The 14,998-nt window shown below is 69.6% G+C and carries 13 protein-coding genes and 1 pseudogene; 4 read left to right on the forward strand and 10 right to left on the reverse strand.

Annotated elements, in window-relative coordinates:
• Positions 1 to 119 precede the first annotated feature (119 nt).
• Together J7I98_RS14280 and bldG are read right to left on the reverse strand one after the other, a co-directional pair.
• Positions 120 to 566, reverse strand: a complete 447-nt coding sequence (locus J7I98_RS14280; protein ID WP_214921030.1) for an ATP-binding protein — start codon at positions 564 to 566, stop codon at positions 120 to 122.
• Between the two features lie 90 nt (positions 567 to 656).
• Entirely contained in the window at positions 657 to 1,010 is a 354-nt protein-coding gene (bldG, locus tag J7I98_RS14285) for an anti-sigma factor antagonist BldG (RefSeq protein WP_093799810.1), read from the reverse strand.
• A gap of 81 nt (positions 1,011 to 1,091) precedes the next feature.
• On the opposite strand from bldG, the gene J7I98_RS14290 reads away from it, so the two are divergent.
• Entirely contained in the window at positions 1,092 to 3,581 is a 2,490-nt protein-coding gene (locus J7I98_RS14290) for a DEAD/DEAH box helicase (RefSeq protein ID WP_214921031.1), read from the forward strand.
• Here the strand turns inward: J7I98_RS14290 and J7I98_RS14295 are convergent.
• From J7I98_RS14295 to ssd, 6 genes and pseudogenes are all read right to left on the reverse strand, one after another.
• Complete coding sequence (locus tag J7I98_RS14295; protein WP_214921032.1) at positions 3,532 to 3,969, reverse strand: Rv3654c family TadE-like protein; 438 nt, start codon at positions 3,967 to 3,969, stop codon at positions 3,532 to 3,534. The two genes, J7I98_RS14290 and J7I98_RS14295, sit on opposite strands and share 50 nt — an antisense overlap.
• Entirely contained in the window at positions 3,966 to 4,331 is a 366-nt protein-coding gene (locus tag J7I98_RS14300) for a TadE family type IV pilus minor pilin (protein ID WP_214921033.1), read from the reverse strand. Before J7I98_RS14300 ends, J7I98_RS14295 begins: the two co-directional genes overlap by 4 nt.
• Positions 4,318 to 4,428: pseudogene (locus J7I98_RS41005) on the reverse strand (DUF4244 domain-containing protein); the annotation flags it as partial. The gene J7I98_RS14300 and the pseudogene J7I98_RS41005, both read right to left, overlap by 14 nt.
• 355 nt (positions 4,429 to 4,783) lie before the next feature.
• Positions 4,784 to 5,125, reverse strand: coding sequence for a hypothetical protein (locus J7I98_RS14310; protein WP_214921035.1), 342 nt, complete (start codon positions 5,123 to 5,125; stop codon positions 4,784 to 4,786).
• Positions 5,126 to 5,145: 20 nt separating this feature from the next.
• Positions 5,146 to 6,294: a TadA family conjugal transfer-associated ATPase gene (locus tag J7I98_RS14315; RefSeq protein WP_214921036.1), complete on the reverse strand. Its 1,149-nt coding sequence runs from the start codon at positions 6,292 to 6,294 to the stop codon at positions 5,146 to 5,148.
• Positions 6,291 to 7,412, reverse strand: a complete 1,122-nt coding sequence (gene ssd / locus J7I98_RS14320) for a septum site-determining protein Ssd (RefSeq protein WP_214921037.1) — start codon at positions 7,410 to 7,412, stop codon at positions 6,291 to 6,293. The genes J7I98_RS14315 and ssd overlap by 4 nt, the downstream gene beginning before the upstream one ends.
• Before the next feature lie 430 nt (positions 7,413 to 7,842).
• Between ssd and J7I98_RS14325 the strand changes: the two genes are divergently transcribed.
• Entirely contained in the window at positions 7,843 to 8,718 is an 876-nt protein-coding gene (locus tag J7I98_RS14325; protein ID WP_214921038.1) for an HAD family phosphatase, read from the forward strand.
• A 350-nt stretch (positions 8,719 to 9,068) separates the two neighbouring features.
• Here the strand turns inward: J7I98_RS14325 and J7I98_RS14330 are convergent, their stop codons facing one another.
• Positions 9,069 to 9,893, reverse strand: coding sequence for an oxidoreductase (locus J7I98_RS14330; RefSeq protein WP_214921039.1), 825 nt, complete (start codon positions 9,891 to 9,893; stop codon positions 9,069 to 9,071).
• Positions 9,894 to 9,989: 96 nt separating this feature from the next.
• Here J7I98_RS14330 and J7I98_RS14335 point away from each other — a divergent pair, with 96 nt between their 5' ends.
• Positions 9,990 to 10,991 (forward strand): ATP-binding protein, encoded by a 1,002-nt coding sequence (locus J7I98_RS14335; protein ID WP_214921109.1) that lies wholly within the window; start codon positions 9,990 to 9,992, stop codon positions 10,989 to 10,991.
• Here J7I98_RS14335 and J7I98_RS14340 read toward each other — a convergent pair.
• Positions 10,969 to 12,396 carry a hypothetical protein gene (locus J7I98_RS14340; RefSeq protein ID WP_251020580.1) on the reverse strand — a complete coding sequence of 476 codons (1,428 nt, stop codon included), beginning with the start codon at positions 12,394 to 12,396 and terminating at the stop codon, positions 10,969 to 10,971. The genes J7I98_RS14335 and J7I98_RS14340 overlap by 23 nt on opposite strands.
• A 278-nt stretch (positions 12,397 to 12,674) precedes the next feature.
• Between J7I98_RS14340 and J7I98_RS14345 the strand changes: the two genes are divergently transcribed.
• A complete protein-coding gene (locus J7I98_RS14345) occupies positions 12,675 to 14,966 on the forward strand; it encodes a bifunctional SulP family inorganic anion transporter/carbonic anhydrase (protein WP_214921040.1) in 2,292 nt (763 codons plus the stop codon).
• Positions 14,967 to 14,998: the final 32 nt, after the last annotated feature.

The raw sequence follows: 14,998 nt of genomic DNA on the forward strand, positions 1-14,998 counted from the left end.
GCATTGACGATTACGGAATGATCTAGCGCAAAGATCCAGAGAAATACGAAAGGCCCTGCTCAGCAGGGCCTCACGGAGGGATCCGATCCCGAAGGACCGGAAAAAGGATCACGGAAGAGTCAGGGGAGCTCGGTCTCCGCTGTCGTCGGCCAGCTCATGCGGATGACACCGCCGGATTCACCGGCGATGACCTCCACATCGTCGACGAGGCCACTGATGACCGCCAGCCCCATCTCGTCCTCACCGTCGGCATCGGCGTCGGAGTCCGCGCCGGGAACCTCGGAGTCCGCGGAACCGCGAACCCCGGGGTCCGCCCCGGACACTCCGTCCCCGACCTCGATGGAGAACGACTTCTCTTCCTCGGTCAGCACGACCCGGACCGGATCCGATATGCCGTGGTTGCGGTGGAGTCCCACCGCACGGGAGCACGCTTCGCCGACCGCGAGTCGGACTTCGTCCAGCACCGCCTCGTCGACCCCGGCCCGACGCGCCACGGCGGCCGCCACCAGGCGGGCCGTCCTGACGTGCTCGGGCTGGGCGCTGAAGCGGAGTTCAACGGTGGCCATGCGTCCCCCTCGGACGTACGAGCGTGCTTCTCAGAGGCCCGGGCCAATGGCCCGGTGCCCCTGATCTTTCTTCCAGTCTCCCGGAAGCCGTCAGTCGGTGGCCGCGACGGCTTCGTCGACCGAGGTGTGAATGGGGAACACCTTGGTCAGCCCGGTAATCCGGAAGATCTTGAGAATGCGCTCCTGGTTGCAGACCAGACGCAGCGAGCCCTCATGGGCCCGGACACGCTTGAGTCCACCCACGAGCACGCCGAGGCCGGTGGAGTCGAGGAAGTCCACGCCCTCCATGTCGACAACCAGGTGGTAGCTGCCGTCGTTCACCAACTCGACCAACTGCTCGCGCAGCTTGGGCGCGGTATACACATCAATCTCGCCACCGACCTCGACGACCGTACGGTCGCCACCAGGCCCGGAAACATTGCGAGTCGACAGGGACAGGTCCACGGATCCTCCAGCACCTTGCTATCGAGCGGCCGCCCCCCTGAGGTCTCCCCGGCGGAGCCAGAGGACGGAACGCCAGCCGCGATGGCATTCAATCACTTACCAGCAGGCATGCACGACGCCTTGCGACCATTGTCCGTCAAGCCAGTGACACACTCGGTGCCGATGGCCAAGAAACTCCGTCCCAGTAGACCTCAGGAGAGCGCTGGTGCGCGCCCCTCTCCGGGTGCAGTCCTCGACCGGCTCACCGCGGGGGAGAGCCGGGCTACGCGCATCACTCATACGGAGCACTTGCCCCCGCGTGCCGGTCGCCATGCAGTCTGGCCCGATCGCATCCGAACAGAAGTGATCGCGGCCATCCAGTCCGCCGGGATCGAGCACCCCTGGACCCACCAGGCGCAGGCCGCGGAGCATGCCCTGGACGGAGAATCCGTCGTGATCGCCACCGGCACGGCGTCCGGCAAGTCCCTCGCCTATCTGGCCCCCGTCCTCACCGCCCTCCTCGACGGCTCCGAGGCCCCGAACGGGCGCGGCACGACCGCCCTCTACCTCGCCCCCACCAAGGCCCTCGCCGCCGACCAGCGCCGCTCCGTGAAGGCCCTGGCGGGGCCTCTGGGCAACGCAGTCCGGCCCGCGGTCTACGACGGCGACACGCCGGTGGAAGAGCGCGAATGGGTGCGTCAGTACGCCAACTACGTCCTGACCAACCCCGACATGCTGCACCGCGGAATACTCCCCTCCCACCCCCGCTGGGCCTCCTTCCTGCGCGCCCTGCGCTACGTCGTCATCGACGAGTGCCACACCTACCGCGGCGTCTTCGGCTCGCACGTCGCCCAAGTGCTGCGCCGCCTTCGCCGCCTGTGCGCCCGCTACGGCGCGAACCCCGTCTTCCTCCTCGCCTCCGCGACCTCGGCGGAACCCGCCGTGGCCGCCGGCCGCCTCACCGGCCTCCCCGTCCGGGAGGTGGCCGACGACGCCTCCCCTCGCGGCGAGCTGGTCTTCGCCCTCTGGGAGCCGCCGCTCACCGAGCTGCAGGGCGAGAAGGGCGCGCCCGTACGCCGTACGGCCACGGCCGAAACCGCCGACCTCCTCACCGACCTCACCGTGCAGGGCGTCAGGTCGGTCGCTTTCGTACGCTCCCGGCGCGGCGCCGAGCTGATCGCCCTCATCGCCCAGGAACGCCTGGCCGCGGTGGACCGCTCGCTCCCGCAACGAGTCGCGGCCTACCGTGGCGGCTACCTCCCCGAGGAGCGCCGCGCCCTGGAACGCGCCCTGCACTCCGGCGAGCTCCTCGGCCTCGCCGCCACTACCGCACTCGAACTGGGGATCGACGTCTCGGGCCTGGACGCCGTAGTCATCGCCGGATATCCCGGCACCCGGGCCTCCCTGTGGCAGCAGGCGGGGCGGGCGGGCCGGTCGGGCGAGGGCGCCCTGGCGGTCCTCGTCGCCCGCGACGACCCCCTGGACACGTATCTCGTCCACCACCCCGAGGCGCTCTTCCAGCAGCCGGTGGAGTCCACCGTCCTCGATCCCGACAATCCCTACATCCTCGCCCCCCATCTGTGCGCCGCCGCCGCCGAGATTCCGCTCACCGATGCCGACATGGAACTCTTCGGCCCTGCCGCCGCCGACCTGATGCCGCAGCTAGAGGCCGCCAACCTGCTCCGCCACCGGGGCAAGTCCTGGTACTGGACCCGCCGGGAGCGGGCCGCCGACCTCACCGACATCCGGGGCGAGGGCGGCCGTCCCGTCCAGATCGTCGAGGCCGCTACCGGCCGGCTGCTCGGCACGGTCGACGCCTCCGCCGCACACGCCTCCGTCCACGACGGCGCCGTCCACCTCCACCAGGGCCGCACCTATCTGGTGCAGCACCTGGACCTCGAGGACCCCCACGGCCCTGTGGCCCTGGTCGAGGAGGCCAACCCGCCGTACTCGACCACCGCCCGGGACACCACCGCCATCTCCGTCCTGGAGACCGACACCGAGATCCCGTGGGGCGAAGGCCGCCTCTGCTTCGGCTCCGTCGAGGTCACCAACCAGGTCGTCTCCTTCCTGCGCCGAAAACTGATCACTGGCGAAGTGCTGGGCGAGACAAAACTCGACCTCCCTCCCCGTACGCTCCGGACCCGCGCCGTGTGGTGGACGGTCACCGAGGACCAGCTCGACGCCGCCCGCGTCGACCCCGAGCAGCTGGGCGGCGCCCTGCACGCCGCCGAGCACGCCTCCATCGGGATGCTGCCGCTCTTCGCCACCTGCGACCGCTGGGACATCGGCGGCGTCTCCGTCCCGCTGCACCCGGACACCCTGCTGCCCACGGTGTTCGTGTACGACGGCCACCCGGGTGGCGCAGGATTCGCGGAGCGGGCGTTTCACACAGCCCGCGAGTGGCTGACCGCCACCCGTGAAGCCATCTCCTCCTGCGAGTGCGAGGCAGGCTGCCCGTCCTGCATCCAGTCCCCCAAGTGCGGCAACGGCAACGACCCCCTGAACAAGCGAGCCGCCGTCCGGGTGCTCTCCGTACTCCTCAAGGGAGCCCCGAAGCCCCCTGAGGCCCCTGAGAGACCTGCGGAGTGAGCCCTGCGGCCACGGGTCCGGCGGGGCCCGCGCGCGCCCTCACCGCCACGCTGTACGGCCCTACGCCTGCCTCTGCCGTGACGTCCGACACCTCCCTGTACACGGAACAGCTCACCAGCCGCACGTCTTGAGCAGCAGCCACCTCGTCCGCCTCGCCGCAGGCCGCGGACTCTCCCCGCATCCAGTGCCCCGCCGCCGCCAGCGCTGCCAGGTCCGCGGCGCCGCCTGCCCGGTGCCGGGCCACCACCGCCTGCCCCATGGCCAGGAGCCCGGCGAACACCGCGCCCAGCACAGCCATGGCCACGACCGCCCACACAGTGGCCGACCCTCGGTCGCCCGTCTCTCTCGTCCTGCCCGGCTTCCTTCCGGTCTTCCACCCACCGCTCATGACGCCGCCCCCACGGTCTCCTCAGCCTGCGCGACCGCCTCCGCCCGCAGCGTCAGCGACAGCGCGCCGAGCCCGGGTGCGGGCGCCTCGACCGCCACCCGCACCAGATCTCCCTCCCTGTTGATCACGACATGCGCCCCGCGCGGCGCCGCCTGCTCGGCCGCCTCCACGGACGCACCCACCGGCTCCTGGCGCGCGGCCGCTCTGGCCCCGGCCCGCGCGGCGTCCACGCACTGGATCTGCGCGGAGGTCGCCAGCAGTGCCCAGACCAGCGCCATGGTGAAGAGCACCAGTGCCGGCACCACAACTGCCGCCTCCGCCGTGACGTAGCCCCTGTCCGCACCGGCCTCAGAACGGCACATCGAGTGCCTTTCCAACGACCGACTCCAGCGCCGACGCGACCATGTCGCTCGTGATGACCTTGTAGAGAACCGCCGCGAAGGCACACGCCGCGATCGTTATCTCTAGTCCTGTATAGATCTCTGGCACATGAGTGCTGAGCATCTTTCCCTTAGTCCCTGAGAGGTATCTGCTAGGTGTCTGACACATCTGTTACGTATGAAGAAATAGCCCCGCCGTACACAGCGGAGCGGGCGGTGGACCCCGCGACGGAAGCGGTTCGATGGGTGGTGATCTCGGCTGCCTATGAGTTGCACATGGAGGCATGCGCCTTCCTGGCTTCGCTGCGGAGGGTGGACCGATCGGTCAACACGCAACGGACCTATGCGGGACGGGTTGCGTTGTACTTGTCGTACTGCGCGACGCACGGTTTGGACTGGAAGAAGCCAGGGCTGCCCGCGCTGGCTCGGTTTCTTCACTGGCTGGTGGACGAACCGGCGCCTTCGAAGGGGCGGAAGCCCGGCCTGGAGCCCCGGTTCCGCTCGAGCCTGCGCCGCACCAGCGGTACCGCCACCGCGCCCATGGCCAACGGCAGCACCGACGCCGCCAGTACGGCGAGCAGCACCGCCACCGGCACACACAGCCACTCCCGCCCCAGCCGCCCGCGCACCGTCGGCAACAGCCGCTCCCACAGCGCCGGCGAGGTCTCCGGGTCCACCGCACCGCCCGCGAGCATCAGCCGCGCCCGCCGCAGGTCCCCGTCCCGCCCTCCGATCAGCCAGGCCGCAGCCCCCGCACAGACCGCCGCCGCACACACGGGCCCCACTCCGGCCCCCGTCACAACGCACCCCCGATCAACGCCCGGAGCCGGGTCCATCCGCGCTCGTACGAAAAGGCGTCCGCACCCCACCGGAGCGCCGGCACCGTCACCACAAGGCCCGCCGCATCCCGCTCCAGGACATGGACCTCCGCGACCCGCCGCAGTCCGCCCCGGGTCCGTACGAGATGGACCACCACCGACAGCGCCGCGGCCAACTGACTGTGCAGTGCCGCCCGGTCGAGCCCCGCAGCCGCACCGAGCGCCTCAAGACGCGCCGGAACATCCGCCGCCGCATTGGCATGCACAGTCCCGCAGCCACCCTCGTGCCCGGTGTTGAGAGCCGCCAGGAGCACGGCTACCTCCGCACCTCGCACCTCGCCGACCACCAGCCGGTCGGGCCGCATCCGCAACGCCTGCCGCACCAAGTCCTGCAGCGTGACCTGACCCGCACCCTCCTGGTTCGCGGGCCGCGACTCCAGCCGCACCACATGCGGATGGTCGGGCTTCAACTCCGCCGAGTCCTCGGCCAGTACGATCCGCTCGCCCTCCCCGACCAGTCCCAGCAGCGTCGAAAGCAGCGTGGTCTTCCCTGTGCCCGTGCCCCCGCTGATCAGATACGAGAGCCTGGCTTCGATCAGCGCCCGCAGTACCCGGTCGCCGCCGGGCGGCACCGTCCCCGCCGCGACCAGCTCCTCCAGCGAGAACGCCTTCGGCCGCACCACCCGCAACGACAGGCACGTCGAACCGACCGCCACAGGCGGCAGCACCGCATGCATGCGTGTCCCGTCCGGCAACCGCGCATCCACCCACGGCCTCGCATCGTCCAGCCGCCGCCCCGCAACCGCCGCGAGCCGCTGTGCCAGCCTGCGCACCGCCGCCGCGTCCGGGAAGGAAACCCGGGTGAGCTCAAGACCACCGCCCCGGTCCACCCACACCCGGTCGGGTGCGGACACCAGCACATCCGTCACCGAAGGATCCGCGAGCAGCGATTCCAGCACCCCCGTCCCCACCAGCTCGCAGCGCAACTCCTCGGCCGCACCCAGCACTTCCGCGTCCCCGAGGAGACGCCCCTGGGCCCGCAACGCGGCAGCCACCCTGGCCGGCGTCGGCTCGGCCCCGCTCTCCGCGAGCCGCTGCCGCACGGCGTCGAGAAGCTCCGCGCTCATGAGACACCGCCCCCGGCCAGCGCCTGCTCCCAGAACGCCGTGCAGAACCGGGCCAGCGGCCCGCGTGCACTCCCGCCCGGGGGCGTCCCGACCGCCTGCGCCTCCAGCAGTCCTGGCTCCACCGGCAGTTCACCGGCCAGCGGAAGCCCCAGCAGCCGGGCCACCGACTCCTCGTCGAGCCCCGCGGCGTACGGCCCGCGCACCACCGCCCGCAGGTCCTTCAGGACCATGCCCGCGGTCGACGCCACCCGGCTCGCGGCTGCGACGGCCCGCAGCTCCGCGGGCACCACGAGAAGCCCGAGATCCAACTGAGCCAGCGCCTCGGCCACAGCCTCGTCGACCCGGCGCGGCAGATCCACGACCACCACCCCGCCGCTCCGCCTGGCGGCGGCCAGCACCGCCCGCATGGCCTCCGGCGGAATGACCACACGGTCACCGCGGTCCCAGCTCAGCACGCGCAGCGCATGAAGCTCGGGCAGCGACTCTTCGAGGGCGCCGCTGCCGACGCGCCCCCTGGACTCGGCGAAATCCGGCCACCGCATGCCTTCCACGGCCTCTCCGCCGAGCAGCACATCGAGACCGCCGCCCAGCGGATCACCGTCGATGAGCATCGTGCGCTGCCCGGCGCGAGCCGCTCCCACCGCCAGCGCGCACGCCAGCGTCGAAGCCCCGGCCCCGCCCCGGCCACCGAGCACCCCCACGGTCAGCGCCTGCCGCCCCACGCCCTCCGCCACGTCGGCGATGCGCTCGACCAGCCAGGACTCGGCGTCGGGCAGCCGCAGCACATGGTCGGCGCCGATCTCGACCGCTCGTCGCCAGACGTCGGGGTCGTCCTGGTCCTTGCCCACCAGCATCACTCCGCGCCTGCGGGCGGCCCCGCGCCCGATCACTGCCCCGCGCACCCGGTCGGCCGCGTCGTCGCCGACCAGGATCAGCGGGGCACCCTCCCAGCTGCCCCTGCGCTCCGGCACCGCGTGGTGGACTTCCGGCTCGGCGCCGGCCGCGGCGCACAGCCGCAGCAGATCGTCGAGCAGGTCGACGTCCTCTGTGACGATCAGCGGTCCGCCCTGGCGCCCTTCGCCGGTCGGCAGTCCGTCGGAAGTAGTTGATACAGCCACGATCTCCGCCCCCTCTCACTCCGATTCCTCCTGTCCGCGAACTTCGCGGACGGAATCACCGTGGGGGGATCAGGAAAATCGTGTGGATCTTGCTGAAAAACTGGGGACAACTCATCACTTGTGAATATCCCGTTCACCTATACCAGTGACTTCCGGAGAGCTGCGGAACAACTACACAGCGTGACGAGTCTCATGAGTGGAAGGCCGACGCGACAAGGTCCACAAAGGGGAGAAATGATCAGAACCGAAGGATCAAAACGCGTCCGGACATGCGACGACCCCCGCCGGGGGGGAGAGCGGGGGTCGTCTCCACGGCCGACTCGGGGGGGGAGGAGTCGGACCGGGGTAGCACGGTCGCGAACGATCCGTGACTTCCATGGTGTACCCGAGAGCCTTCTCAGGCAAACCCACGCGCCACAGCGTACGCCGAATGGTGGGCGCATATGCTCGCCTCGTGGAAAACCACTCCTTGCCGCGAACAGCCGCCTTCTTCGACCTCGACAAGACCGTCATTGCGAAGTCGAGCACGCTGACCTTCAGCAAGTCCTTCTACCAAGGTGGACTGATCAGTCGGGGCGCGGTTCTGCGCACCGCGTACACCCAGTTCGTCTTCCTCGCAGGAGGCGCCGACCACGACCAGATGGAGCGGATGCGCGAGTACCTCTCGGCGCTCTGCAAGGGCTGGAACGTCCAGCAGGTCCGGGAGATCGTCGCCGAGACGCTGCATGACCTGATCGACCCGATCATCTACGACGAGGCGGCCTCCCTCATTGAGGAACACCACACCGCCGGCCGCGACGTCGTGATCGTCTCCACCTCCGGAGCCGAGGTCGTCGAGCCGATCGGGGAGCTCCTCGGCGCCGACCGTGTGGTCGCAACCCGGATGGTCGTCGGCGACGACGGCTGCTTCACGGGCGAGATCGAGTACTACGCCTACGGCCCCACCAAGGCCGAGGCCATCAGGGAACTCGCCGAGTCGGAGGGCTACGACCTGTCGCGCTGTTACGCGTACAGCGACTCGGCCACCGACATCCCGATGCTCGAGTCGGTCGGCCATCCCTACGCGGTCAACCCGGACCGGGCCCTGCGCCGCGAGGCGCTCGCACGCGAGTGGCCGATTCTCGTCTTCAACCGTCCCGTCCGCCTCAAGCAGCGGCTGCCCGCCTTCTCCATGCCGCCCCGGCCGGCGCTCGTCGCGGCAGCCGCGGTGGGCGCGGCCGCCGCCACCGCGGGTCTGGTCTGGTACGTGAGCCGCAGGCCCGGCCGCCTACCCCGCCCCCGACGTGGAGTTTTTGCCCGCATTTGAATCTAAAAGTAAAGAAGCAGCGCCAGGGGTTTCACTTATGCCGCCACTGGAGTAGAAAGGATTCACGGCCCGCGAGACCAAGGACATCCGAGAGGATCACCTTTTAACGCAAGAAGGCCCCACGGACCGAGCATGAAAGCCGAGCACCCACGCGACGTCGACCCGTCGATTACGGGCCAGCTGCACCAGGTGACGGGCAAAGTTCCCGACCTGATGGGCAAAAATCGAGGACGCTTGGTAACCCGGCGGACGTGCCAGCGGCGGTACCACCCATTGGTACCGCCGCAACCCTTTGTACGGGCACTTGTACAAGCGCGCATTGAGTACGCAGACAGGCGTACGCGGGAAATTCAGGCAGCCCCGCGCTGGAGCGCCTCGCACACGGCCGTCGATTCCCTGGCGCCCAGTTCCGCCGCCCGCCCGCAGTGCACGATCCACGCCGCCACACCCTCCGGCGTACCCGACGCATAGCCGTCCAGCGCAGCGGCATACGCCGCCCGCCCCAGCTCTCCGTGTCCCACCTCCGACGGACACACGGACTTCGGGTCGAGCCCACTGCCGATCAGCACGATCCGCTCCGCGGTGCGTGCCACCAGGCCGTTGTGCGAGCCGAACGGGCGTAGTGCGAGCAGTTCGCCGTGCACCACCGCCGCCGTCACCAGCGCCGGTGCCGAGCCGCCCGCGATGATCAGCTCAGAGAGCCCTTCGAGCCGGCCCGCCACTTCGTCCGCACCCGGCAGCGGAAGTTCGATGAGCGGCTCGTCCACCGGCTCCCCCGCGAGCCTCGGCCTACCGACCAGGTCGTCCGAAATCCCCGCGCCGCCCGCCGCCACCAGATGCAGCCTGGCCAGCACGCGCAGCGGCGACTGACGCCAGATGGAAAGCAGCTGGCCGGCCTCCGCGGTCAGCCGCAGCGCAGCGCCGACGACGCGCGACTCGTCGTCAACGCTGAAGTCGGTACGCCGCCGCACCTCCTCCAGGGCCCAGTCCGCGCCCGCGAGCGCCGCCGAGCCGCGCGCCCCGCGCAGCGCCGCCTCTGCGGTGATCTCGTTGCTGCGACGCCGCATGACGCGGTGTCCGTAGACCCGGTCCACGGCCTTGCGTACGGAGTCCACGGCCTCGGGTACGCCAGGAAGTTCGCCCAGCGCCGCGAGTGGATCAGGTGTCGTACTCATAAGTAAGGAGCCTACGCAGCATTACCACCCGCCCCACCTTGGAGTGGTCTTCTTCACTCACTGCGCGCACGGCTCGCGATCATGCGATTACCCTTGGTGAACATGAAGATCGCTTTCGTGGGTAAGGGCGGCAGCGGCAAGACCACGCTGTCTTCGCTGTTCATCCGCCACCTCACCGCCAACGAGGCCCCGGTCGTAGCCGTGGATGCCGACATCAACCAGCACCTGGGTGCCGCCCTCGGTCTCGACGAGACGGAGGCCGCGGAGCTGCCCGCGATGGGCGCGCACCTTCCCCTGATCAAGAACTACCTGCGCGGCACCAACCCGCGGATCACGTCCGCCGAGACGATGATCAAGACGACGCCGCCCGGCGAGGGTTCGCGCCTTCTGCGCGTGACCGAGGACAACCCGGTGTACGACGCGTGCGCCCGCACCGTGGAGCTCGACGACGGCCGGATCCGGCTGATGGCCACCGGCCCCTTTACCGAGTCCGACCTGGGCGTCGCCTGTTACCACTCCAAGGTGGGGGCGGTCGAGCTGTGCCTCAACCACCTCGTCGACGGCCCCGAAGAGTACGTCGTGGTGGACATGACGGCCGGATCCGACTCCTTCGCCTCCGGCATGTTCACCCGCTTCGACATGACGTTCCTGGTGGCGGAGCCGACCCGCAAGGGCGTGTCCGTCTACCGCCAGTACAAGGAGTACGCCCGGGACTACGGCGTATCCCTCAAGGTCGTCGGCAACAAGGTGCACGGTCAGGACGACATCGACTTCCTGCGCGAGGAGGTGGGCGACGACCTCCTCATCACCGTCGGGGCATCGGAGTGGGTCCGTGCGATGGAGAAGGGCCGCCCGTCCCGCTTCGAGCTGCTGGAGGCGGACAATCGCCTGGCCCTCCAGGCGCTGCAGAACGCAGCGGAGGACTCGTACGCGCACCGCGATTGGGAGCGCTACACGCGCCAGATGGTGCACTTCCACCTGAAGAACGCGGAGAGCTGGGGAAACGCGAAGACGGGCGCCGACCTGGCTGCGCAGGTCGACCCCGCCTTCGTGCTCAGTGAGCGATTCGCGGAGGTCAGCGCCCCTCAGCCGGCGTGACCGGGTGCGTCGCTCCCGTACCGGGGGTGAGCTGTGTGTGGGCGTCCGCAGGCGGGCCGACGACGTTCGGGCCGGCCCCGGGCGGGGCGGCGGCGGGAGGAGCGGCAGCGGGAGGCGCGGGCATGGGCGAGGCGACCTTGGGCTGGGCGGTCAGGAATGATGCCCAGCCCTCCTTCGGTGCCTGGCCGACATCCAGGGTGCGCATCTTCTCCAGCACCGCCGGGTCCTGCGCGTCCAGCCAGTCGGCGAGCTGCCTGAAGGAGACGCAGTGCACCTCCTCCTGCACGCAGACCGTCTTGATCGTCTCCTCGACGGCGCGCATGTACGTGCCGCCGTTCCAGGACTCGAAGTGGTTGCCGATGATCAGCGGGGCGCGGTTTCCGTTGTACGAACGGCCGAACGCCCGGAGCAGTCCGTCGCGCATCTGGTCGCCCCAGACCGCGTGCTGCGACGGATCACCCTTGACCGTTCCCGACTGGTTGACCATGAAGTTGTAGTCCATCGAGAGCGTTTCCAGGGCCCGTCCCGGCACCGGTACCAACTGCAGCGGCAGGTCCCACAGGCCGTCGGTCTTCTTCGGCCACACCTGCTTGCCGACGCCGCTGGAGTCGTAGCGGAAACCCAGCTCCCTTCCGGCCTGGATCATGTTCCGCTGCCCTTCCAGGCAAGGGGTGCGGGCGCCGACCAGCTCCTTGTCGTAGTCGAACGGCAGGGGCTCGGTGTTCTTCAGGCCCGCGTTGGTCTTCCAGCGCTTCACGAAGGCCTTGGCCTGCGCGATCTCGCTCTTCCACTCCTCCTTGGACCAGGTGCCGACGCCACCGTTCTTGCCGCAGAAGTGGCCGTTGAAGTGCGTGCCGATCTCGTTGCCCTCAAGCCAGGCGCCACGGAGCTGGTCCACGGTGTCGCTGATTCCCACGACGTCGTTGAAGCCGATGTCGGACCGGCCCGCCGGGTGCTGTGGCGGTTCGTAGAGGTGCCTCTTGTCCTCCGGCAGCAGATACACGCCGCTGAGGAAGTACGTCATCGTCGCGTCGTACTTCTTGCCGACGTTGCGGAAATGGGAGAAGAGCCGCTGGCTGTCCTCGCCCGCACCGTCCCAGGAGAAGACCACGAACTGCGGCGGTCTCTGACCCGCCTTCAGGCGCTGGGGCTTGAGCTGATGGGGCTGGGTTCCGGTGTACGCAGTGGAGCCGTCGCCGATCAGACGCACCGCACTCTTGGGCGCTGCGGCGGGGCCTTCCTTCTTCGCGCCGTAGGCGCCTTGCTCCTTACCGAGTTCACCGGATTCGCCGGATTCACCGGATCCTGAACCGAGTCCAGCACCGAGGCCGGAACAGGCTGCGAGCCCGCCCGCCATGGTGACGGCGGCGACGCCGACGGCGATCCTCTTCGTGGCGGCCATCATCCGCCCACCTCTTCCCTCAGGTTTCCTGCGCTGAAGCCGACACGGCGCGGCCAACCTCGCACGCCCGAGCGGAAGGAATTGTGTGACAAGCCGGTAAAAATGCTTAATCACCGGATCGGGTGAATGACTGACCTATATGCGCCGGAAATCACCCCTTCGCTCTTTACTCTGCATTACGATTCATTTACCGAGAGTTGAGAAATCCCGCCGCTGCACGCCGTGACCCACGGCCGCGTCCCACGTTCCGCGACCGCGCTGCCCCGGAGGAGACGGGAACCATGCCTGCCTGCCCCACCACTGCGGATGTGTCCGCATCGATCTCCGTCTTTCTGATCGCGTTGCCGCTATCCCTCGGCATCGCCCTCGCCACCGGCTCACCACTCCAGGCCGGCCTCGTCGCCGCCGCCGTAGGCGGCATCGTGGCCGGCCGGTTCGGCGGTGCTCCGCTGCAGGTCAGCGGGCCCGCCGCCGGGCTAACAGTGGTCACTGCCGAGCTGATCCAGCACTACGGCTGGCGCACCACGTGCGCCATCACCGTCCTCGCCGGTGTCGCCCAACTGGCCCTGTCCGCCGTACGGGTGGCCCGCTCCGCGCTCGCCGTCAGTCCGGCGATCGTGCACGGCATGCTGGCCGGCATCGGCGTCACCATCGCCCTCGCCCAATTGCACATCGTCCTCGGCGGCACGCCGCAGAGCTCGGCAGTCGACAACGTCCGGGGTCTGCCCGCCCAGTTGGCCGACCTGCACCCCGTCGCGCTCTCTGTGAGCGCCCTGACCGTCGCCGTCCTGCTGCTCTGGCCACGCGTTCCGGGGCGTACGGGCCGGATGGTCCGGAAGATCCCGGCCGCTCTCGCCGCGGTGGCCGCCGCCACCGCCGTCGCGGCGTTCGCCGGGCTGAGCCTGCCGCGCGTCGACCTGCCGTCCTGGCGCAGCCACGCCCTGCCCGAGCTGCCCGAAGGTCCGGTTCTGGGCATTCTCGCGGCCGTGCTCACCGTCACCCTGGTGGGCAGCGTCGAGTCCCTGCTGTCCGCCGTCGCCGTCGACAAGCTGGTGGCCGCCCGCAAGCGTCCGACGGTCAGGATTCCGCGTGCGGACCTCGACCGGGAGCTGGCCGGGCAGGGCGCGGCCAACATCGTCTCGGGCGCGCTCGGCGGACTGCCCGTCACGGGAGTCGCCGTCCGCAGCGCCGCGAATGTGGCGGCGGGCGGAGTCAGCCGGCACTCGACCATGCTGCACGGCCTGTGGATCGTGATCGCGGCCCTGCTGCTCGTGCCTGTCCTCGACCTGATCCCACTGGCCGCCCTGGCCGCGCTGGTGATGGTCGTAGGAATCCAGATGGTGAGCATCACCCACCTCAGGACCGTGACGCGCCACCGCGAAATGCTGGTGTACGCCGTGACACTGGCCGCCGTCGTGCTCGCGGGCGTACTGGAAGGCGTGGCGATCGGCGGCGCAGTCGCGGTCGGGGTCGCGCTGCACCGGCTGGCCAAGACACGCATCACCACCGAGACGACGCCGGACGGTGTCCATCATGTGCGGGTTCGCGGGCAGTTGACCTTTCTGGCCGTTCCCCGCCTGAGCCGTACGCTCAACCAGGTCCCTCAAGGCACAGACGTGGTTGTCGAATTGGACGGGTCCTTCATGGACCACGCGGCGTACGAAGCGCTCCAGGACTGGCAGGACTCGCATGTCGCGCACGGCGGCCGGGTCGAGGTCGCCGGGCGCTCGGGCAAGTTCTCAGGACCCGCCACGGCCGCCCACATCTGCTGCCGGCCTTGGACACCCTGGCGCAACCACCACTGCGACGACCACACGGCCACCCCGCCCGTCACGCCGGGCGGCCGACCCGGCAGCGGCCAACTCGCCAGTGGGGTCAGCGCATTCCAGCGCAATACGGCGCCGCTGGTGCGCGAAGAGCTGTCCCGCCTCGCCCGCGAGGGGCAGCGGCCCTCGCAGCTCTTCATCACCTGCGCCGACTCCCGGCTCGTCACGAGCATGATCACGTCCAGCGGCCCCGGTGACCTCTTCACCGTACGGAACGTGGGCAATCTCGTTCCGCCGCCCGGAGCGGAGAGTTCGGACGACTCGGTCGGCGCGGCCATCGAATACGCCGTGGACGTGCTCCAGGTGGAGACCATCACCATCTGCGGCCACTCCGGCTGCGGCGCGATGCAGGCCCTGCTCAATACGCCGCTCGACACACCCCTCGATTCGCCGCCCGATTCTCCGGCCGCCGCTCAGACACCGCTGCGGCGCTGGCTCCAGCACGGACTGCCCAGCCTGAAGCGGATGAAAAGCAGGCACCACTCATGGGCCAGGATCTCCGGACGGCTGCCGGCCGATGCGATCGAGCAGCTCTGCCTCACCAATGTGGTCCAGCAGTTGGAGCATCTGCGCATGCACGACGCGGTGCAGCGGCGGCTCGCCGAGGGCACGCTCGAACTGCACGGCATGTACTTCCATGTCGGCGAGGCCCAGGCGTATCTGCTGGAGGACGGCTCCCGGACCGGCGAAACGGCCGAGGTCTTCGACCGCATCGGCCCCGCAGCACTCGAAGATTCGCGCGCCTGAACCGGACCGGCCCCCCGTACGTGAGACCGTAT

Source organism: Streptomyces sp. ISL-98, assembly GCF_018614055.1.
GTDB lineage: Bacteria > Actinomycetota > Actinomycetes > Streptomycetales > Streptomycetaceae > Streptomyces > Streptomyces spiramyceticus.